This window comes from Chryseobacterium mulctrae, assembly GCF_006175945.1.
Classification (GTDB): domain Bacteria; phylum Bacteroidota; class Bacteroidia; order Flavobacteriales; family Weeksellaceae; genus Chryseobacterium; species Chryseobacterium mulctrae.
In genome coordinates this window covers 1,750,354-1,771,804 of sequence record NZ_VAJL01000001.1, presented here as the reverse complement: position 1 = coordinate 1,771,804, position 21,451 = coordinate 1,750,354, and the positions used below count along the sequence as shown (strand labels likewise).

Below are 21,451 nucleotides of genomic sequence, written 5' to 3'. Positions count from 1 at the left end.
GTTTCTTACAAAATAAAATATATGAAGATTGAATGTTAACGTGTTCTGCTTTTAATCGCATCTGATGCGCCTTCTATGTTTCTTACTTTTTTTACTTTTTGGTTTCCGAAGTTGTACGTAATACTGAATGTTCCGCCTCTTCTGAATTGGTCGTTTCTTACATAGTTGTAATTTCCGTTGGCTTGATAATCTTCAATTTCTACGATGTTTGTTCTTAAAACATCATTTAGATTTAAAGCAAAAGTCCAGTCGTTCCAGTTTTTCTTTAAACTTACATCAAGGCTTGAAAGATTCTTAAGCATTCCCAATTCGATTTGCTGTTTATCTACAAAGAAATAGTTTACGCCCAAAAACCAGGTTTTCTTTTTATCTAAACGAATAGTGTTATTGGTTTGAATCAAGATACTTGTAGATCTTATATTATTACTGTACACAATTTGGTTTCCCTCTTTATCAAGAAAAATATCACCATTCGTAGGATCTACAGCCAAAGAACCATTGTTAACGTTGTGCTGTACTCCAACATTGAAATTCATCGTCAGATATTGATTAAAAAATGTTTTATTCATTCCCAACATTGCAGACATTTCCTGTTTGTCACCAAAATTTGTTCTGATGTAGCGAAGCACGTTTTGCTTGGTGATTTTACCATCCATCGATTTTGCATAGCCTTGTAATGGAACCTGAGTAATTACATCTTTGAAGAAGGAGTGATTTAAGATCAAAAAGTAAGAATTTTTGAACATGTAGGTCAGTTCCTGGTTATAGGTTGACGAAGCCTTAACAAAAGGGTTGTTTTGAGTATAATTGGTCTCAGTCAAAATATTTCTTACAGGATTAAGCTCCCAAAAACTAGGTCTTCTCATTCTGCTCGAAAATGCATACGATATATTATTTTTATCATTAATAGCATAATTAACGCTCAGATACGGAAGTAAATTATTATAATTTCTTTCAATCTTTCTGTATTCTTCAGTAGCATTGTCTGAAGTTCCCAAGCTGTTGGTAATTTCGTATCGGGTACCAATTTTCCCTGAAAGTTTATCAGAGAACTTTTTCTCCAATGTTAAATAAGCACCATAGATATTTTCATCATAAATGAAGTGATTAGGTTCATATTTTGGGTTGTCAATAGTATTTCCGTTTGAATCAAATAATTCTGCAATATTTCCGTCAATATCATAAACTGTGGTTGTGTTTTTTGTATCGTTATCTGTTTTTGTTTTATTAAAATTTCCACCAATAGCAACCGTGAAATCATTCTTAAACTTTTGAATATAATCTACAGTACTAGAAAAATTATTGATGATCTGCGGTAGATTTTGAGTAATTGTCTGGTTGGGTTTTAATTGTGTATTATTTCCTGAAGGATCTGCGGCAAATGTTTTGTTGTCTGTAAACTGAAATCTTTTGTAATTAAGATAAGCCGCATTTACATTTAGTTTGCTTCCCAATGAATCCGTTTTTAATTCATAATTTAAGTTAACCGAATTATTGTAAGAACGTGCATCTTCTTTATTTTTAGAATTGGTATAATTGGTCTTAAAAGATTGAGTGTCTTCATCAAATGCGCGGATGGTATTAAATAAATTGACCGTAGAATTATAACTTTTATTAGCATTTGAATTCCAGGATAGAGCAAGGTTGCTTTTTTCTGTCAACTGATAATCAAAATTCAGATAACCACCAATGTATTGATTCGGATCATCAATGTTTCCTGTAGATTCATTTGAAGATAGATCATTTCCGTTTCTCAGAATATAATGTTGAGCGTCAATATTGTTTCCGCCGTATAAATTGGCACTGATTCCCAACTTATCTTTTCTGTAGTTAGCCGAAAAACTTGCAGAACTGCCATTGTATTTGTTTTGAGAATTAGACATTCTCATGTTTCCATTCAGACCGTCGCTCATTTTCTTTTTAAGAATAATATTGATAATTCCATCTGAAGCTTCTACTTGAAACTCACTTCCAGGAACAGTAATTACTTCAATTTTCTGAATATTTTCTGCGGGAGTATTTTTTAAAAACTGAGTAACAGATTCAGCATCCATATTGGTTTTTCTACCATTGATGTAGATTAGTGCATTATTTTTTCCTACAATTTTTAATGTTTTATCATCTGTTGTCGAAAGTAGGGGAGTCTGTCTCAATAGATCGAAAGTTGTGTTTCCTTTGGCTACAGGAGACGCAGCTACATCATATACAAAACGGTCGCTTTGCTTTTTAAAAACTTGCTTTGTCAAAACAACTTCTTCTATTTTTTGAGTTTTTACTGTGTCTGTTTTTTTTTCCTGGGCAAAAGTAAATCCGCTTAAGAAAAGTGCTGCGATGAATATTTGAGTTTTCATAATTATATTTTTTAGTTTAGATGCTTGTATCTGTTATTATTTTACATTGCAAAGATATATAATAAATTTAGTATCATGCAATACAAAGTAGTATAAATGTTTTTATTTTTAATTTAAGTGTTTGATTAGTAGTGATTAAAATTTATTATTGGAATTTGTAGAATTTTAAGTTTCTACATAATAAGACAACTATAACAGTATATTTGTTACAGTAAGGGTAAGTTTTTTTTAAAATTTTATTATTCTCTATCGAAACGCGCCAGTTTTTTGTCAATCCAGATCGTGGCAAAAGGGAAAAAGGCAGCTATCAAAGCAAAAACAGAATCTTCATCATCCCAATTGTATATTTTTCTGGTAGCAGGAAGAAATAGAAGATAAAGCGTAAAAAATAGTCCATGAATACTTCCAATTGTACTGATGTACACAATAGGTAAAATACCTTCAGGGTCAACCCGAATCCAAATCATTGCAGTAAAAAGGAAAAACCAAGAAACAGCTTCAGCCAAACAGATTTGTTTAAACCATTTGATGACTTTTTCCTGACCATATTTTGCGAAAAAATTTTCGAGAAATTCCATTGTATTTAATTTTGCCTAACTTCTAACTTCTAACTTCTAACTTCTACTTATAAAAACTACTTCCATCCAAATATTCAAAAACTTCCGGCGGAAGCATCGGTCTTACGTTTTTACCCTGTTTTATCATATTACGAATTTCAGTAGCAGATAATTCGATAACAGGTGCTTTCACAAGCGAAATATTTTCGTTATTTATATTTTCAGAATTTTTTTTGTCACCTTCAAAAACTCTGGGATAAACAATAATGTGATGATTTTTTATTAATAAATCAACATTTTTCCATTTGTGTAAACTTCCAAGATTATCTTCACCCATAATTAAACTAAAAGAATAGTCAGGATGTTTTTCTTTTAGATAGGTTAAAGTATCGATGGTATAACTTGGTGTAGGAAGTGAGAACTCTACATTTGAAGCCCGCATATCCGGATAATTTTTGATGGCGAGTTCTACCATATCGAGCCTGTTGTGATCGTTTAGAAGTGACTTTTTTTCTTTAAACGGGTTTTGCGGACTCACCACAAACCACAATTCATTCATATCCGAATTTTCAAGAATATAATTCGCCAATATCAAATGCCCAATATGAATTGGGTTAAATGATCCGAAAAATAAGCCGATTTTTTTCATTAAGTAGATAAGTCAATTGTCAATTTTGCTTTGCAAGTCAATTCGCTAGACTTGTCAAATTTTTAATTTTTAAGAATTCAGTATTCACTTCCGAAGGAAAATTTACTATTGACCTTCATGAAACTTAACATCCTTAATATTCAGGCAATGCGTTACATTTCCTTTCCAATGATTTTCTTCTAGCGTAAAAGCTATATCGAAATTTTTAGTTCTAAAATCATCGGCAAATTGCCCTAGTTTAAAACCAATACATTCTATATTTCTTCCGGTAGATTCTTGTTTGATATAAAACTTCAGGTGATTATTATCTTTACCCATCGTTTTTAAGTAACCGGAAATCTTCTGATTTCTTAAAACCAAATTAGGTTTCATATTGTGAGGTCCGAAAGGAGCCAGTTTTCTGTGGAAATTGATAAAATCTCTGTTAATTTCATCAACATCAACATCAGCATCTATGGTAATTGACGGTTCTTTTTGATGGTCTTTTATTTTTTCACCAACAATTCTTTCAAATTTAATTTTGAAATCCTCAAACTTCGATTTCTCCATAGAAAGTCCTGCTGCAGCGTGGTGTCCTCCAAATTTTAAAAAGTATTCCGAGCAAAGATCCAATGCTTCATGTACATCAAAATCTGAAACCGATCTTGCCGAAGCTACCATTTCACCATTGTTTCCGTCTGTGAAAACTAAGGTAGGTTTATAATAAGTTTCGGTAAGTCTTGAAGCAACAATTCCTATTACCCCTTTATTCCATTCAGGATGGTAAACAATGGTTGAGAACTTTGTCTGCTGTTGTGATTCTATGATTTGATTAAGTGCTGAAAGGGTAGAGTTCATGTCGAGTTCACGCCTTTCATCATTAAGATTCATGATGTCGCTTACGATTTGGTGAGCGTGTTTCAGGTTGTCTGAAACCATCAGTTCTACGGCTGCTTTTCCTTGGGAAATTCTTCCAGCAGCGTTGATTTTTGGTGCAATTTCAAAAACAATATTTGAAATTTCAAAATGAGAAAGTTTATCCTCCGGAATTAAAAGTCTCAGACCCATATTTCGGGTTTTTCTGAGCATTTTAAGTCCCATTTTTGCTAAAACTCTGTTTTCTCCGGTCATCGAAACAATATCTGCAGCAATAGAAATTGCCAGAAGATCTGTCAGTTCAAACAGTTCCGATTCGGGAATTTTATAAATAGTATTCAGACCTTGGCACAGTTTAAAACCGACACCACATCCTGAAAGTTCTTTAAAAGGATATCTGCAGTCAACCCTTTTTGGGTCTAAAACTGCTGTTGCATCTGGAATTTCGTCACCAGGTAAATGGTGATCACAGATGATAAACTCAATGTCTTTGGTTTTGGCATAATTAATCATGTCAATCGCCTTAATTCCGCAATCTAATGCGATAATAAGCGAAAAGCCATTTTCCTTTGCAAAATCAATACCTTCGGTAGAAATTCCGTATCCTTCAGAATTACGGTCTGGAATATAGTAATCTAAATATTTTTTTTGAACAATTTTTCTGAGGTAAAGATACATCAGCGCAACCGCAGTGGTTCCGTCTACGTCATAATCTCCGTAAACCATGATTTTTTCACCATTTTCTATAGCTGTTGCAATGCGTTCTACTGCTTTTTGCATATCTGCCATCAGAAAAGGGTTGTGAATATCGGTTACGTTAGGTTTGAAAAATTCTCTCGCCTTTTGATAATTGTCGATTCCTCTGAGAACTAATAGTTTGGATTCAAAAGTTCCAAAACCAAGCGACGAACTCAATCCATCTACAATTTCTTCATCAGGTTCGGGTTTATAAATCCATTTTTGGCTCATGTCACAAAAATAGGTAAAATTTATTTTAAAAGCTATTGAAATGTCTGCTCAAATTCAAATTCATTTTGCTTTTGATGTTGAGTTATTTTCAATATAAATAGTGTTTTAAAATTAAGTTTTTAATGAATTTTGATTTTTTTTACAATTTAATAAAACCAAAGCGTTGAGAGTCTCGTAAGTAATTTTAAATATTAAACCCATTTAAAAATTATATTATGAAAAAACCAATTCAAGTTTCTAACCAGGGAGCAACTCTGGATACCGGCAGAAGAAACTTTCTAAAACTGAGCGGCATTGGTATTGCCGTTGCCGGCCTTACTTTGATAGGCTGCGATGACGACGATTTCGAATACATGGAACCTAACAAAATATTTGATTTGGGATCTGGTGATGTAGGTGTTCTCAATTATGCGTACGCACTTGAACAGTTAGAAGCAGATTTTTACACCAAAGTCGTTAATAATTTCTATTCCGGAATTTCAAATGCCGAAAAAGAAGTTCTTACCGATCTTTATCATCACGAAGTTATACACCGTGACTTTTTCAAAGCGGCCATTTCTGGCGTAACGAATAATGTTTTACCCACTTTGGAATTTCAGTATTCGAACGTGAATTTTAATGATAGAAACTCAGTTTTGGCTACAGCGAAAGCTTTAGAAGATACGGGTGTTGCAGCATATAATGCAGCTGGAAAATATATTACAAACCCTGCTTATTTGGTGATTGCTGGAAAAATAGTTTCAGTGGAAGCAAGACATGCTTCAGCGATTAGAGATTTAATCAATCCGGGAACTGCAGCATTTTCAGGAGATGATGTCATCAATGCAAACGGGCTTGATGTTGCCAAAGAACCAAAGGATATCGTAATGGCAGCCGGAGGATTTATAAAAACTCCATTCACTTGGAAAGAACAAGTTATCAACTAATCAAATTAAATCTATTATTATGAATATTCTTAAATTACTAGATAAACTTTCAGACGATTCTTTTTTTACAAGACAAACGTCTAGATCAGGTTCGCTTTCAGACATTTCAGCATTTGGAAAGAAAGCCGCAGTTGCAGCTTTACCATTGGGTTTAGCCGGTTTAATGACAACTACTGCAAAAGCAGAAACTTTTAACGATAATGTTCCCGGAACATCGATGAAAAGCGCTTTAACAGATGCTCTTCAGTTAGCATTAACTTTGGAATATTTAGAAGATGAATATTACAGAATAGGTCTCAACACCGGAACTTTAATTCCTACAGCAGACCGTACTGTTTTTATGCAGATTTCTAAACATGAGGCAGCTCACGTTGCGTTTTTAAAAGCAACATTAACTTCTTTAGGAGAAACACCGGGAGCAAAACCTACCTTCGATTTTACAGCCGGAGGAAACTTTACACCATTTACCAATTACCAACAGTTTTTGATTTTGGCGCAAGCTTTTGAAGATACAGGAGTAAGAGCTTATAAAGGACAAGCAGGAAATGTGATGTCTAACAAGGCGGTTCTTCAGGCTGCTTTACAAATCCACTCTGTAGAAGCGAGACATGCTTCTCAGGTGCGAAGAATGCGTGCCAATAAAGGTTGGATAGAATTGGCAGATGGCGGAAGTATGCCTCCTGCAACAAATCCAGTCTACGCAGGAGAAGGTGTTACACTACAAGCTGGATTTAATACTGCAACTGCTTTTGGAGCAGCGGCCGGATCTGCAGCTTATGATGAGGTTCTTAGCGGTTCAGATGCTGCAGCAATTGCAGGTCTGTTTATTGTATAAATAATTTCTTTTTTAATATTAAAAATCCTTTTTCGGTATCTCTCCGGAAAAGGATTTTATTTTGATGAAAAGTATTATCTTCACAGCACAAATTATTTAATATGAAAAAAATCTTCATTTCGGCACTTTTGATAAGTGCTTTCTCGGGCGTTCAGGCTCAGAAAATTAATCTTGGAAAAGCAGCGGGTGTTGTATCTAAAGGAGCTTCAGCTTTATCTTTCTCCAATGCAGATGCCATAAAATTATCTAAAGAATCTGTTGATTATATGGATAAGAATAATCCGATCGCTGGCCCGAAAGATCCTTATACAGTAAGGCTGAATAAACTTTTTGGAAAGCATAAGTCTCAGGATGGTTTAAACCTGAATTATAAAGTTTATAAAGTGAAAGACATCAATGCATTTGCTTGCGCAGATGGCAGTGTTCGTGTTTTTTCTTCTTTAATGGATATTATGACGGATGATGAATTATTGGCTGTAATTGGTCATGAAATTGGTCATGTTAAAAATCAGGATACCAAAGATGCTATTAAGTCGGCTTATCTGAAAGCTGCAGCTTTAGACGCTGCTTCATCAGCCTCAAATACGATTGCTACATTAAATGAAAGTCAGGTTGGGAAAATGGCAAATGAATTTTTGGATGCTTCTCACAGTAAAAAACAGGAGTCTCAAGCCGATACGTATTCTTACGATTTTATGAAAGCAAATAATTATAATGTTGTCGGAGCTTACACAGCATTCAAAAAATTAGCTTTATTATCAGAAGGAGGAACGGCTCAGTCAGGATTTCAGAAAATGTTTAATTCGCATCCGGACAGCAATAAAAGAGCAGAAGCGGTGAAAAAGCGTGCCGAAAAAGATGGTTTATGGAAAGATCCGGGAACAGTTTCTTTGCCTAAAACAAAATTGACAAAATAATAAGTAAACTAAATATTACAAAAAAATCCTCAAAATTAATTGAGGATTTTTTATGGATTTTAATGTTGTTCTAAAATTAAGAATACATTTTTTCTCTTAGTTCTTTGATCTTTTTATCAGCAAGATATTCGTCGTAAGTCATTTCTCTGTCGATGATTCCGTTTGGAGTCAATTCGATGATTCTGTTACAGACAGTTGAAAGCATTTCGTGGTCATGAGACGCCAATAAAAGATTTCCTTTGAAGTTAGACAATGAGTTGTTCAAAGTCGTGATACTTTCAAGATCTAAGTGGTTGGTAGGTTCGTCTAATAAAAGAACGTTTGCTTTCTGAAGCATCATTCTACTAAACATACATCTCATTTTTTCACCTCCTGAAAGTACTTTACAAGATTTTAAAGCTTCATCACCAGAGAAAAGCATTCTTCCTAAGAATCCTCTCATGAATTCTTCGTGACGCTCTTCGTCGTTTTTGGTAAATTGTCTCAACCAGTCAACTAAATTGATATCTTCCTTAAAGAATTCTGTATTGTCTAAAGGCATGTGAGATTGGTTAGTCGTAACTCCCCAAGCAAAAGTTCCTTTGTCTTGTTGAGTGTTTCCTGCTAAAATTTCGAAAAATTCTGTAATTGCTAAAGAGTTTTTAGACAAAATAGCAACTTTATCTCCTTTCTTAAGGTTTAAGTCGATGTTAGAGAACAATAATTCTCCGTCTTTCGTTTTTTCAAGACCTTTTACATCTAAAATCTGATCACCAACTTCTCTTTCCATTTCAAAAATGATCGCTGGATATCTTCTAGAAGAAGGTTTGATATCATCGATGTTTAATTTATCGATCATTTTCTTTCTTGCAGTAGCCTGCTTAGCTTTTGCAACGTTTGAACTAAATCTCGCGATGAAATCCTGAAGTTCTTTCTTCTTTTCTTCCGCTTTTTTGTTAGCCTGAGCTCTTTGTCTTGTTGCTAATTGAGAAGCTTGGTACCAGAAAGAGTAGTTACCTGTGTAAAGGTTTAATTTAGCATAATCTAAATCTCCGATGTGTGTACAAACGGTGTCTAAGAAGTGACGGTCGTGAGAAACTACGATTACAGTATTTTCATAATCAGCAAGGAAATCTTCCAACCAAGAGATTGTATCAATATCAAGGTCATTCGTAGGTTCATCCAAGATCAACACATCTGGATTTCCGAAAAGCGCCTGAGCCAAAAGAACTTTTACTTTGTCTTTATTCTCTAATTCGCTCATCATTTGCCAATGCATATCGTCTTTGATACCCACATTTGAAAGCATGGTTTGTGCGTCAGATTCAGAGTTCCATCCACCCATTTCATCGTAGACAACACCTAGTTCACCGGCTTTAATTCCGTCTTCGTCAGAGAAGTCTTCCTTTGCATAAAGGGCATCCATCTCTTCTTTTATTTCAAATAATTTTTTGTTTCCTCTTAAAACCGCTTCCAGTACAGTAAATTGATCGTAAGCAAAGTGATCCTGCTCAAGAACAGACATTCTTTTTCCAGGTTCCAAAGATACGTGTCCTGTTGTTGGGTCTTGTTTTCCTGTTAATATTTTAAGGAATGTAGACTTTCCTGCACCATTTGCTCCGATGATTCCGTAGCAGTTTCCTTTGGTAAACATTATGTTTACCTCGTCAAAAAGAACTCTTTTCCCGAATTGTAAAGATAAATTAGATACTGTTAACATATAGTTTTGTAAATTTGGCGCAAAATTACGAAAAGAATTTGGGTAAATTATAATAATGTAATACTCAAGTTTTTATATGAAAGCAAATTTTGTATATTTAATAACAAAATTTAATATAATGAAGATTGAAAAAACAGTCAGGATACTCAATAAAAGGGCTAGATTTGAATATGAAATTCTCGAAGAAATAGAGGCGGGAATGGTGTTGACCGGTACCGAAATTAAATCTTTACGCTCCTCTAAAGCATCTATTACAGAAGCTTTTTGCCAGTTCATCGATGGTGAATTGTATATCATTAATATGATGATTGATGAATATAAATTAGGCACTTTTTATAATCATAAAACAAAAAGGGAACGAAAGTTGCTCTTGCACAAAAGAGAATTGTTAAAATTTGAAAAAAAACTTAAGGATGCAGGGAATACAATAGTTCCGTTAAAACTTTATATTAATGATGCAGGAAAGGCTAAAATTCTTATCGCTTTAGGGAGAGGTAAAAAACTCTTTGATAAAAGAGAGGCAATAAAAGATAGAGAAAATAAACGAAACCTCGATAGAATATTAAAGAAAAGTTAAAAATCATCCTTAAAACTTTGTTTATAAAGAAAAATTATATTTATTTTGCATTATCAATTATTTAATCATTTAATTCTATGAAAAATCTAAAATTAGGAATTTCAGCATTGGCGCTTACGGTTGCCTCTACTGTTTTCGCTCAGACTACCAACAATCCGTGGATGATCGGAGTTGGTGCTCATGCGGAAAACCATACAGCACAGCGTGGTAATTTCAGTAACACGTTTTCTGCTACTAATTTGACGAAGAATATGTTCAATACGAACAATTTTTCTATTACACCACCACTTTCTAAGTTAACAGTTGCTAGAAACATTGGTAAAGGTTTAGTTATTGATTGGCAAACCTCTGTAGGAAATGTTGACAACAAAAGACTTAACATGGGTAAAGAGTTCATGTTAATGACTGGTCTTGGTTTCCAAGCAAAAGCTGCTGGTTTAATTTGGGACGAAGAGTCTTGGTTTGATCCTTACTTGAGAGTAGGTGCAAACTATTTAAGACATGATTACACTGCTCTTACTTTCCCAAGACAAACTTTCATCAACGGAAATCCTACAGAAATGATACCTAATGGAGATGGTGGAAATGAAATGGGTAAAGCTAACCACTTTACTGTATCTACAGGTGCAGGTGTTAACTTTTGGTTAACTAAGAATTTCGGTTTGGGTGTACAAGGTGATTACGTTTCTACTCCAGGGGACAAGGCTAATTATGCTAACTTCTGGCAAGCTTCTGCTTCTTTGAACTTTAGATTCGGAAACAGAGACAGAGATAAGGATGGTATCTTAGATAAAGACGATTTATGTCCAGATACACCAGGTTTACCAGAATTCCAAGGATGTCCTGATACAGACGGTGATGGAGTTCCAGATAAAGACGATCAATGTCCAGATGTTGCTGGTCCAGTTGAGAATGGTGGATGCCCTTGGCCTGATACAGATGGTGACGGTATTATCGACAAAGATGATGCTTGTCCATCAGTTGCAGGTCCTGCAGAAAACAACGGTTGTCCTTGGCCAGATACAGACGGTGATGGTATCTTAGATAAAGATGATGCATGTCCTACAGTTCCTGGTGTTCCAGAATTCAACGGATGTCCTCCTCCAGTTGTAGAGCCACCAATTGAAGAAGTTATCACAAGAGAATTTAAAGATCTTTTATTTGACTTCAACAAAGCTACAATTAGAAAAGAATCTAGTGGTAAATTAGATACAGCTGCAAAAATCATTAAAGATGCTCCAGCTCAAAACTTTGTAATTGTTGGTATGACTGACAAAAAAGGTAGTGATGTTTATAACTTAAACCTATCTAAGCAAAGAGCTGCTTCAGTAGTTGCTGCTTTAGAAGCTAGAGGTGTAAACCCATCAGTATTGAAATCTATCGGTATCGGTGAACAAGATGCACAAGTTCCAGAAACGGCTTCTGATGCTGAAAGACAAGCTGACAGAAAAGTTGTTGTAAGAGCTATCTCTGGATCAGAGTGGGAAACTTACAAAAAATCTGACTTACCAGTTAAAAAAGCTCCAGCTAAGAAAAAAGCTCCAGCTAAAAAGAAAAAATAATTAATTTTTCTAAATAATAAATACCTCCAGGTTTCTGGGGGTATTTTTTTTGTTGTTGATTTTGAGTAATTTTGTCAAAATTTAAATTATAAAATGGGAAGAGCATTTGAATATAGAAAAGCCTCAAAAATGGCACGTTGGGATAAAATGGCCAAAACTTTTTCTAAAATAGGTAAAGACATTGCTTTAGCAGTAAAAGCCGGAGGAACAGACCCCGAAGCTAATCCTGCATTGAGAAGATGCATCCAAAATGCGAAGGGTGCCAATATGCCAAAAGACAATGTTGAAAGAGCAATCAAAAAAGCTGGCGGAGCCGATGCAGAAAACTATGAAGAGATCACTTATGAAGGTTACGGACAAGGAGGTGTTGCATTTTTTGTAGAATGTACAACCAATAATCCTACCAGAACGGTTGCCAATGTAAGAGCAATCTTCAATAAATTTGACGGTAACCTTGGAAAGAATGGTGAATTAGCTTTTATCTTCGACAGAAAAGGAATTTTCACAATCGATTTAGCTAAAATTACAATGGATTGGGATGATTTTGAAATGGAAATGATTGACGGTGGAGCTGAGGATGTTGAAAAAGATGATGAAGAAGTAATGATTACTACAGCTTTTGAAGATTTTGGATCTTTATCTCACAAATTGGATGAACTTAAAATAGAAGCCAAGAGCGCAGAATTGCAAAGGATTCCGAATAATATAAAAGAAGTCACTGCGGAGCAATTTAAAGTAAATATGAAAATGCTTGATCGTTTCGAAGAAGATGATGATGTACAAAACGTATATCACAATATGGAAATAACAGACGAACTTTTAGAGTCTTTATAGAAATAAATTGCTGTTTATAGCAAAGTATTATGTCTTGCCACGAATACACGAATGTAAGATTTAGGTATTCGTGGCGATTTTTTAATAATAAACCTGTTTAAACTTTTTAGAAAAAGAGTTTCCAGAAAATTAGCAATTTAGAGTTGCAAAAAAAAGAACTAAAATCTGGAACTCATAAGCAAAGATAAACTGGAAAAATGGATTTTACCTCATTTAAGCAAAGGCAAGCGAGGATTTTCCACGAGATTTTATTTAGGAAAAATCTTTAAACTTATTATTAAACGATTAAAAACGGGCTGTCAATGGCGGGAATTAAGCCTTAAAGAATACTTTTCAAAAGAAACAATAAGCTGGCAACTCGTCTATTATTATTTCAGTAAATGGAGTAAAGATGGTTCTTTCAAACGAATTTGGATTTCTCTTCTCCAGAATAATAAAAGGAAATTAGATCTTTCCAGTGTCCAATTGGATGGAAGCCATACCCGAAGTAAAACAGGAGGACAATCGGTAGGCTATCAGGGAAGAAAATCATCTAAGACAGTAATTGTATTTTTATCTGTGATAATCAGGGACAAATGCTTTCAATGGGAAAGCCAATAAGCGGTGAACATCATGATCTTTATAATATTGAAGATACTTTGGAAGAGATTTTCGGTCTTCTCGATAATGCTGATATAAAGTGTAAGGGATTATTTCTCAATGCAGACTCTGGTTTTGACAGTAAAAAATTCAGAGATATGCTGGATAAAAAAGAAATAATTGGGAATATTAAAGAGAATCCTCGTAACGGAGATACAAAGAATGAAAAATATTTTGATGATGAACTGTATAAAAGAAGATTCAAAATAGAAAAAGCAAATGCATGGTTGGATAGTTTCAAAGCTTTATTAATAAGGTTTGAAACACTAAATTTAACTTGGGTAAATCTACATTATCTCGCTTTTTCTATTTTATTCCTCAGAAAAATAAAAGTTTAAACAGGTTCATAGTGTAACAACAAAATAATATAGCATTCATATACAATTCATTTTCAATTAGTTTCTTTGCATAAGAATCAATTGTGAAATCGCCATCCTTGGTAAATGTAAATACTAATTGATATGGCGATCACTTTTGATCATTAGTAAGATAAATATCTGCAATTTGAAAAGAAACGTTGAACTTGTTATCATTTCGGATGTACATTTGGGAACTTACGGATGTAAGGCCAAAGAACTTCTACGGTATCTAAATTCTATTCAACCGAAAACGTTAGTTTTAAATGGTGATATCATTGATATTTGGCAGTTTAAAAAGTCTTACTTTCCTAAACCTCATTTGAAGGTGATCAAAAAGATCATTTCATTCGCTACAAAAAATACAGATGTCTATTATATTACCGGTAATCATGATGAAATGTTCAGAAAGTTTACCGATTTCGAATTGGGCAAACTCAAAGTTTGCAACAAACTCTGCTTGGAAATTAATGATAAAAAAACATGGATCTTTCATGGCGATGTTTTTGATGCATCAGTACAGCATTCAAAATGGATTGCTAAACTTGGAGGAAAAGGTTATGATCTTTTAATTGTCATCAATAATGTTGTGAATTGGTTTTTAGAAAAAATGGGTAGAGAAAAATATTCATTTTCAAAAAAAATTAAAAGGAATGTAAAAAAAGCGGTAAAGTATATTGGTGATTTTGAATTAACAGCTTCCGAACTTGCTATTGATAATGGATACGATTATGTAGTTTGTGGCCATATTCATCAGCCTCAAATGCGTGAAGTTTCCAATAAAAAGGGTTCTTGTACTTATCTCAATTCCGGAGATTGGATCGAAAATTTATCTGCCCTCGAATTTAATCAGAACGAATGGACAATCTTTCATTATGAAGATCACAAACATTTGCTGAAAGATGATGAATCTGAGGAAATTCAGGATATCAATAATTCAGATCTTTTGAAAATTGTAACTCAATTTACGTAGAATGAAGATTTTGTATGCATTTCAGGGAACAGGAAACGGTCATGTTGCTCGTGCGCAGGAAATTATTCCTATTCTTAAAAAATATGCATCTGTTGATACTTTGATCAGTGGTCACCAATCTCAATTAAAAGCTGATTTTCCCATTAACTTTCAACATAAAGGTATTTCTCTGCTTTATAATAAAACGGGCGGAATTTCCTATAAAAAAATCCTTTTTGAAAATAATTTTCTCGAAGCTTTTAAAACCATCAAGCAAATCGATTTAAGCAAATACGATTTGATTATCAATGATTATGAGCCTTTGACAGGTTGGGCGTGTAAAACTAAAAATTTAAATATGATTGAGCTGAGTCATCAGGCTTCAATGAGTTTTAAAGAAACCCCAAAACCTTTAAAAAAAGATTTTTTCGGAGAGTTGATTTTAAAATTTTATGTTCCAAGCGAAAGAAAAATAGGTTTTCATTTTGAAAATTATCATCCGCAAATTAAAAAACCGGTTATCAGAAGAAAAATCAGAAACCTGAATCCGGATAAAAAAGGATTTTATGTGGTGTATCTTCCTAGTTTTTCTGACGAAAATATTATTAAAGTTTTAAGTGAAATTCCTGTAGAATGGAAAGTTTTTTCCAAACACAGTAAACTTCAGAGAAAGGAGAAAAATGTTGAGATTTTCCCAATTGATGAAATTCAATATTTAAAATATTTCGAAAATTGTGACGGAATTTTATGTAATGCAGGATTTGAAACTCCCGCTGAAGCACTTTTTATGGATAAAAAACTATTTGTAATTCCCATTCATAATCAATATGAACAGGAATGTAATGCATGTGCTTTAGACAAAATGGGAATTCCGAATTCTAAAATTTTAGATGTAGAAGAAATTAAAAACTGGGTCGCTTCAGATCTTCATTTTCAAGTAAATTATCCCGATGATATTGAAGATATTCTTCTGAAAGAAGTTTTAGCTTTGTAAAAAAATATCTTCCACATCATTCATTCTTCTCATCACGGCTCTTGCGTAAGAACAATGCGGATAAACTTTCCAATTGCTTTCTCTCGCAAATTTAATGGCTTCTTCTACCAAAAATTTTCCCATTCCGCGACCTTCAAATTCGGGATGAACCAGTACAAAAGAAATAATCAATTTATTGTCTTCGGGGAAAATAGTATAAGTCAATCTTCCAACTTCTTTGATTTCATTGTTGATTGTAATGACTCCGCCGTTTCCGGATTTATTGTTTTCGAATTTCATATTTTATATTTTTGATTAAAACTAAAAATACAAAAACTGCACCGATTGCAAGCGAAGTACAAATGAAGATAATGTAAATGGTTAATTCATTTCACTTGCTAATTTATTTAGATTCAACAAAATTTCCTAGAATTTCTTTTTTAAGTGGAATCTTTTAAAAGAAAATATTAAATATTCCGTTTAATTCTTAAATTTGGCTAATGCGAAAATATCTTTATCTCATCATCTTATCACTTTCTCTTGTAAGTTGCTATACTTATCAGGTTAAAAAAACTGTGGATACAGCAATTGATAATAAACAGGCATCTAAAAATAACGCAGCTCTTGCAATTACCAATACTCCACAAACGGAAAGTATAAAGGCTAAATCTCAAAACCAAAGCCAAAATTTACAACAAACACCGGCTCCAGTGAATGTTCAGGAGAAACTTGCACCTAATAAAAATGTGAAAATTGATGTTGATGGCCGAGCTTATAAAGTAATTGTTGATCGATGGGAAGGAGACAGTCTGATTGCTCATCCGGTTCATAGCCGCGATAAAGTTCTGAAGTTCCATAAGAACCAGATTAATGCCGAAAAAATTGCTGAAAAACGCTTTTCACAACCTATTGCAGATATTATTACTGTTGTAGCTTATGCGGGTATTGGTTTCGGAATTTGGTCTCTTTTGCAATGATATTTTAAGTGAATTGTGAATTGTCAATTTTTTTTCAATCAAAATTCACCTTTCACTTGCGAGGCAAAACTGACTATTGACATCTAAATATCTTTCCCTGTATAGTAATTGTAATCTTTAATAATAATTCCGATAAACTGTCTTTCGGTCATTTTTGTAGGATCTACTTCCAGTTTGAGAATGCTTTTTATTTTGTCTGAAAGTTTTGTAATAACTTGTCTGTCGTCAATTCTCAGAGCTTTTAAGTAATTATCTTTTATAATTCTCATATCGTTATCACTTAATCCGATTACCTGTGAAAAAGTGGGAATGTAGTCGGGATTGATGTTTTCAAGAATTGTATGAGAAATATTGATATTGTTTTTAAGTGAAATCACCGCTGTTCCCGAAGCCATGTCTCCTAATCGCTGATTATTTTTAGAAACAATCATAGAAACTAAACCTACAATTCCTGCAAAAGTTGTGTCGATTAATCTGAAAACCCATCTGATCAGATAATCTCCAAAACTTGCTTGGTAACCGTCAATTTTTACCACACGTATTTTCATTACTTTTTTTCCGGGAGTTTGTCCTTCCATCAGGCTTTCCAAAACAAGTGGGTAAAGAGCAACAGGTAATGTGAGAACAATATAAACTGCGTTTTGAGACCATGAATCTAAACCATCTAAAATATATCCTAAATTGAAAATATTGAAAAACAAATAGAAGATTGCCACAAGATAAGCCACCTTAATGAGAAGATCGATAATGTACGCTACCATTCGTTCTCCGATACTTGCCGTGATAAAATTAATATTTACATTTTGGGAGGTATTAATCGCAATTTGAGACATAATTTTTATTATTTTAGCCTTACAATTATGAGAGAGGTTTATTTCATTAAACAAAATAAAGAAAAATGGTTGGGAATTGAGCAGGTTGTTCAAGGGAAAATTAAAAAAAATCCTGATGACCTGTCTTCGTTGTATATCAACCTTGTCAACGATCTTTCTTTTGCCCAGACTTATTACCCCAAAAGCAATACAACTGTTTATCTTAACCATCTTTCGTCTCAGATTTTCCAAAAAATTTATAAAACTAAAAGAGTTGAAGAAAACAGACTTGTTTATTTCTTTAAAACAGAAGTTCCTTTGATTGTTTACGAAAACAGAAGATATTTAATCTACTCCTTTTTGTTCTTTATATTTTTTATGCTAATCGGCGTTCTTTCGGCAATTTATGATAAAGATTTTGCGAATCTTATTTTAAGTGAAAGCTATGTAAATATGACTATCGAAAACATCAAAGAAGGAAACGCAGTCGGTGTTTATCAGGATGGCTCAACTTGGGGAAGTACCATCGGAATTACTTTCAACAACATTATCGTTGGTACAAAATTATACATTTACGGGATTTTTGGCGGACTTGGAACGTTATATCTTCTGATGCAAAATTCTGTGATGTTAGGAACTTTTCAGTATTTTTTCTACGAACATGGAGCTTTAGGAGACAGCGCAAGAGGAATCTGGCTTCACGGAACATTTGAAATTTTCAGTATGGTGGTTGAAGGAATGTGTGGTCTAATTCTCGGAACATCTATTCTTTTCCCAAAAACACTTTCAAGATTTAATTCTTTTAAAAATGGATTTAAAAATTCATTCAAAATATTTTTAAGTACAGTTCCCTTTACCATTTGTGCCGGAATTATTGAAGGCTACGTAACAAGACATGCTTTAAACATGCCTTTGTCACTCAATCTTTTTATCATTTTTGGCTGTTTGGGAATTATTGGCTTTTATTATTTTGTTTATCCACATATTGTTAACCGGAGAATAAAAAACACAATCAATGATGCAGTTTTATAAAAAAAGAGATTTCGGAGCATTTATCAGCGACAGTTTTACCTTTTTCAAATTATACGGTAAAAACTATTTCAGAAATTATATTCTGCTGAATGGGCTTTTGCTTATTCTGTTGGTTGCTGTATTTATTTTTGGTTACAGAGAATTGTTTATGCAGATTTTCGGTTCCAATATGAGTGGCGAAAGCTATTATTTCGAATCTTATTTTGAAGATAATATCGGAATGTTTATCGTAGTAGGATTGCTTACGTTCTTGCTTTTTTTAATCATGATTATTGTCAATTATCTCTTCCCTGTTTTTTATCTTAAAAGATTGGCGGAAGGAGAGGTGAAAATAAAAACCGATGATATTCTTGGTGATTTTAAGAAAAATGCAGGTAAAATAGGAAAGCTTTGTCTGGGTATGATTTTCGTTGTGACACCGCTCTCGCTTATTGTAATGGGAATTTCTTATGCGATGATATTAATTGTTATCGGGTTCTTTCTCATCTTATTAGTTTATCCGGTTCTATTTAATGTGGTCACCTTTTTAATGTACGATTACTTCAACAGCAAAAGAGGTTTTTTCGAAAGTTTAAGCTATTCTATACGATCTCAATTTTCTTACACGAATGGAAGAGAAAGATCTCCATTCTGGAAATATTGGGGTTCTACGGTTGTAATTTCAATTATTCTGTATGTAATTACGACCATTTTTACTGCAGTACCGATGATTTTTTTCATGCTGAAAATTACGACTACTGAGCCTGATGCAAATTTTGAACAAAATCCATTTGCCGGAAGTTTCGGAATAATGATGTTCGTAACGTATGGAATTTCTCTGTTGGTATCGTTCTTTTTGTCGAATATGCTGTATGTAAATTCAGGATTAATGTATTACGACAGCCGAAGAGATTTTCACCAGAAAGTAGAGTTGGAAGAAATAGAAACGATTGGGATTAATGAATAAATTTCTGTTTTTTTTACTGATTTTTCTGAATCTTGGGGTTTTAAAATCTCAGGAATATGAAGATGATGATTTTTCTGAAGTTTATATCGAAGACTCTGTGGTGACTTCGCATTACAAAAATATGTATGTTGCAGATTCTGTTTTAAAAGCGAATCCTCAAACCGAGAATACGGTTTTCCCAAAGAAGTTTAAAGAAAATCTGCCTTCAAGATACAAAGGAAATGAGTTTGATTATTCGACCTCAAAACCCAGAGAATCGTTTTTTGACAAACTTCAACGTAAGCTCGCTCAACTTCTTCGTAGTATTTTTGGGGAAACAAGTTTAGAAACTTCTTCACAGATTACAGGTGTTGTTATCCGCCTTTTTGCCATCATCGTAGTTGGATTTTTACTTTATTTTATCGTTAAATATTTAATCAGCACCAATGGAAGTTTCTTTTTCGGTAAAAAGAATAAAAAAATTGAAATCAACGAAGAAGAACTTCATGAAAATATTCACGAAATCAACTTCCCTCAAAGTATTGCTAAGTTTGAAAATGACGGAGATTACCGTTCTGCGGTTCGTTATCAGTTTTTATACATTCTTAAAAAATTAAGCGATAAAAAACTCATCCTTTGGAATCCCGAAAAAACAAATAAAGATTACGTTGCCGAATTAAAAGCTGCACATCTTAAAAATGAATTTTACAACCTTTCCTATATTTTCGATTATGTTTGGTATGGCGAGTTCAGTATTGATGAGCAAAGCTATGGTAAATTTAAAAACCAGTTTCACGGATTCAAACCTTAATTAAACTTCTTAAAAATGAATAAAACTTTCAAAATATATGCTGTTATTTTCATCATTGTTATGGTGATTTTGGCATTGCTTGAAGTGAATAAAAAGGAAGTTACAGACTGGCGAAAAAACTATGATGTCAATCAAAAATCACCTTTCGGGCTTTTTGTTTTTAATAAAGAAGTAAAAGATTTGTTTAAAAACAATCTTACGAAGCTTGATGTTGCACCTTACGATTATTACACCGAAAAAGATAAGAAACCACACAATATTCTCATCGTAGAAAGCGAAATGGATCAGGAATCATGGAATAAAATTTTAGATGAGGTTTCCAAAGGTTCAGATGCGATGATAATTGCGAATCGACTTCCAAAAAATATTTCAGATACGATTGGTTTTTACGGTTCAAAAATTTCTTATGAAGACCAGAATGTTCTGAAACTGACCGACAAAAAATATCAGAATGATTTTATTAAATTAGATAAATTTCCCTCAGGAAGAGGTTTTTCTTACGTTAAACCGAATGTTCAGGTTTTAGGAAAAACGGTTGAAGAAAACAATAAAGATCAGGCAAATTTCATCAAAGCACCATTTGGAAAAGGGACAATTTATGTGCATTGCGAACCGCTTTTTTTAACGAATTATTATCTTTTGCAATCAGGAAATGTAAGATATGCGCAAAGTGTTTTTTCATATTTGAAAGACAGAGAAACGTTATGGTTTGTAGAAAGCAATACAAAAGAATCTCGTTCATTATTGCGTTTTATTCTTTCTAATCCGGCTTTAAAATATGCTTGGTGGGTATTTTTAGGAGGATTGGTTTTATTTATATTTTTTAATGTAAAAAGAAAACAACGAATCGTTCCAATTATTGAACCGCTGAAAAATACTTCTGCAGAGTTTGTGAAAAGTATTGGTAATCTTTACTTACAGGAAGGTGATTTCCATGATATGATGGCAAAAAAAGCTCAATATTTTTTAAATAAAGTAAGGCTGGATCTTCTCATTGATACTCAAAATCTGGATGAAGAATTTGCCAAAAAACTCCAACTAAAAACCGGAAAATCAACAGAAATGGTTAATGAGGCAATCATTCTGATTAAAAAAGCACAAGATCCTTATGCAAGTGTAATAAAAGAAGATTTGGCGAGAATAAACAGTCTTTTGGATGAAATTTTAAAATGATTGAAAGAATTGAGGAAGGCTCCGTAGGAGTCTGACCTTTGTAGAAAAAAAATAGAAATGTGAAAATGAG

At 33.4% G+C, this 21,451-nt stretch carries 22 protein-coding genes; 15 read left to right on the top strand and 7 right to left on the bottom strand.

What is annotated here, in order from left to right; genetic code table 11:
- Window positions 1–35 precede the first annotated feature (35 nt).
- The 4 genes from FDY99_RS07875 to recJ all read right to left on the bottom strand — a co-directional run bounded on the left by FDY99_RS07875 (window position 36) and on the right by recJ (window position 5,381).
- Window positions 36–2,351: a TonB-dependent receptor domain-containing protein gene (locus FDY99_RS07875; protein WP_139420546.1), complete on the bottom strand. Its 2,316-nt coding sequence runs from the start codon at window positions 2,349–2,351 to the stop codon at window positions 36–38.
- Window positions 2,352–2,590: 239 nt separating this feature from the next.
- On the bottom strand, window positions 2,591–2,929 hold the full coding sequence (locus FDY99_RS07870; protein ID WP_139420544.1) for a DUF3817 domain-containing protein: 339 nt from the start codon (window positions 2,927–2,929) through the stop codon (window positions 2,591–2,593).
- A 43-nt stretch (window positions 2,930–2,972) separates the two neighbouring features.
- Complete coding sequence (gene nadD / locus FDY99_RS07865; RefSeq protein WP_139420541.1) at window positions 2,973–3,557, bottom strand: nicotinate (nicotinamide) nucleotide adenylyltransferase; 585 nt, start codon at window positions 3,555–3,557, stop codon at window positions 2,973–2,975.
- A 105-nt stretch (window positions 3,558–3,662) separates the two neighbouring features.
- Window positions 3,663–5,381: a single-stranded-DNA-specific exonuclease RecJ gene (gene recJ / locus FDY99_RS07860; protein ID WP_139420539.1), complete on the bottom strand. Its 1,719-nt coding sequence runs from the start codon at window positions 5,379–5,381 to the stop codon at window positions 3,663–3,665.
- 215 nt (window positions 5,382–5,596) lie between these two features.
- Here recJ and FDY99_RS07855 point away from each other — a divergent pair, with 215 nt between their 5' ends.
- The 3 genes from FDY99_RS07855 to FDY99_RS07845 all read left to right on the top strand — a co-directional run bounded on the left by FDY99_RS07855 (window position 5,597) and on the right by FDY99_RS07845 (window position 8,059).
- On the top strand, window positions 5,597–6,307 hold the full coding sequence (locus FDY99_RS07855; RefSeq protein ID WP_139420537.1) for a ferritin-like domain-containing protein: 711 nt from the start codon (window positions 5,597–5,599) through the stop codon (window positions 6,305–6,307).
- 19 nt (window positions 6,308–6,326) lie between these two features.
- Window positions 6,327–7,142 carry a ferritin-like domain-containing protein gene (locus tag FDY99_RS07850; protein ID WP_139420535.1) on the top strand — a complete coding sequence of 272 codons (816 nt, stop codon included), beginning with the start codon at window positions 6,327–6,329 and terminating at the stop codon, window positions 7,140–7,142.
- A 101-nt stretch (window positions 7,143–7,243) separates the two neighbouring features.
- Entirely contained in the window at window positions 7,244–8,059 is an 816-nt protein-coding gene (locus tag FDY99_RS07845) for a M48 family metallopeptidase (RefSeq protein WP_139420533.1), read from the top strand.
- Window positions 8,060–8,135: 76 nt separating this feature from the next.
- Here FDY99_RS07845 and FDY99_RS07840 read toward each other — a convergent pair whose 3' ends face one another.
- The gene (locus FDY99_RS07840; protein ID WP_139420531.1) at window positions 8,136–9,758 is read right to left on the bottom strand and encodes an ABC-F family ATP-binding cassette domain-containing protein; all 1,623 of its coding nucleotides are present in this window, start codon (window positions 9,756–9,758) and stop codon (window positions 8,136–8,138) included.
- A 118-nt stretch (window positions 9,759–9,876) separates the two neighbouring features.
- Between FDY99_RS07840 and smpB the strand changes: the two genes are divergently transcribed.
- The 7 genes from smpB to FDY99_RS07810 all read left to right on the top strand — a co-directional run bounded on the left by smpB (window position 9,877) and on the right by FDY99_RS07810 (window position 15,672).
- The gene (gene smpB / locus FDY99_RS07835) at window positions 9,877–10,335 is read left to right on the top strand and encodes an SsrA-binding protein SmpB (protein WP_139420529.1); all 459 of its coding nucleotides are present in this window, start codon (window positions 9,877–9,879) and stop codon (window positions 10,333–10,335) included.
- Window positions 10,336–10,412: 77 nt separating this feature from the next.
- On the top strand, window positions 10,413–11,897 hold the full coding sequence (locus FDY99_RS07830; RefSeq protein ID WP_139420527.1) for an OmpA family protein: 1,485 nt from the start codon (window positions 10,413–10,415) through the stop codon (window positions 11,895–11,897).
- A gap of 93 nt (window positions 11,898–11,990) precedes the next feature.
- Window positions 11,991–12,731 (top strand): YebC/PmpR family DNA-binding transcriptional regulator, encoded by a 741-nt coding sequence (locus tag FDY99_RS07825; RefSeq protein WP_139420525.1) that lies wholly within the window; start codon window positions 11,991–11,993, stop codon window positions 12,729–12,731.
- A 165-nt stretch (window positions 12,732–12,896) separates the two neighbouring features.
- Window positions 12,897–13,331 carry a transposase gene (locus tag FDY99_RS23330; protein ID WP_317129850.1) on the top strand — a complete coding sequence of 145 codons (435 nt, stop codon included), beginning with the start codon at window positions 12,897–12,899 and terminating at the stop codon, window positions 13,329–13,331.
- A complete protein-coding gene (locus tag FDY99_RS23325) occupies window positions 13,316–13,708 on the top strand; it encodes a transposase (protein WP_262711395.1) in 393 nt (130 codons plus the stop codon). The genes FDY99_RS23330 and FDY99_RS23325 overlap by 16 nt, the downstream gene beginning before the upstream one ends.
- A gap of 166 nt (window positions 13,709–13,874) precedes the next feature.
- Window positions 13,875–14,699, top strand: coding sequence for a UDP-2,3-diacylglucosamine diphosphatase (locus FDY99_RS07815; protein ID WP_139420522.1), 825 nt, complete (start codon window positions 13,875–13,877; stop codon window positions 14,697–14,699).
- Window position 14,700: 1 nt separating this feature from the next.
- Window positions 14,701–15,672: a glycosyltransferase family protein gene (locus FDY99_RS07810; protein WP_139420520.1), complete on the top strand. Its 972-nt coding sequence runs from the start codon at window positions 14,701–14,703 to the stop codon at window positions 15,670–15,672.
- Here the strand turns inward: FDY99_RS07810 and FDY99_RS07805 are convergent.
- A complete protein-coding gene (locus tag FDY99_RS07805) occupies window positions 15,661–15,951 on the bottom strand; it encodes a GNAT family N-acetyltransferase (protein ID WP_139420518.1) in 291 nt (96 codons plus the stop codon). The genes FDY99_RS07810 and FDY99_RS07805 overlap by 12 nt on opposite strands.
- A 200-nt stretch (window positions 15,952–16,151) precedes the next feature.
- On the opposite strand from FDY99_RS07805, the gene FDY99_RS07800 reads away from it, so the two are divergent.
- The gene (locus tag FDY99_RS07800) at window positions 16,152–16,628 is read left to right on the top strand and encodes a hypothetical protein (protein WP_139420516.1); all 477 of its coding nucleotides are present in this window, start codon (window positions 16,152–16,154) and stop codon (window positions 16,626–16,628) included.
- A gap of 83 nt (window positions 16,629–16,711) precedes the next feature.
- Here the strand turns inward: FDY99_RS07800 and FDY99_RS07795 are convergent, their stop codons facing one another.
- Complete coding sequence (locus FDY99_RS07795) at window positions 16,712–17,461, bottom strand: RDD family protein (protein ID WP_074231004.1); 750 nt, start codon at window positions 17,459–17,461, stop codon at window positions 16,712–16,714.
- A 27-nt stretch (window positions 17,462–17,488) separates the two neighbouring features.
- Between FDY99_RS07795 and FDY99_RS07790 the strand changes: the two genes are divergently transcribed.
- From FDY99_RS07790 to FDY99_RS07775, 4 genes are read left to right on the top strand one after another with little or no spacing between them, the layout of a single operon-like run.
- Window positions 17,489–18,472 (top strand): stage II sporulation protein M, encoded by a 984-nt coding sequence (locus tag FDY99_RS07790; RefSeq protein WP_139420514.1) that lies wholly within the window; start codon window positions 17,489–17,491, stop codon window positions 18,470–18,472.
- Window positions 18,456–19,418 (top strand): DUF4013 domain-containing protein, encoded by a 963-nt coding sequence (locus tag FDY99_RS07785; protein WP_139420512.1) that lies wholly within the window; start codon window positions 18,456–18,458, stop codon window positions 19,416–19,418. Before FDY99_RS07790 ends, FDY99_RS07785 begins: the two co-directional genes overlap by 17 nt.
- Complete coding sequence (locus tag FDY99_RS07780; RefSeq protein WP_139420509.1) at window positions 19,411–20,208, top strand: DUF4129 domain-containing protein; 798 nt, start codon at window positions 19,411–19,413, stop codon at window positions 20,206–20,208. Before FDY99_RS07785 ends, FDY99_RS07780 begins: the two co-directional genes overlap by 8 nt.
- A 15-nt stretch (window positions 20,209–20,223) precedes the next feature.
- Entirely contained in the window at window positions 20,224–21,381 is a 1,158-nt protein-coding gene (locus FDY99_RS07775; protein WP_139420508.1) for a DUF4350 domain-containing protein, read from the top strand.
- Window positions 21,382–21,451 lie beyond the last annotated feature (70 nt).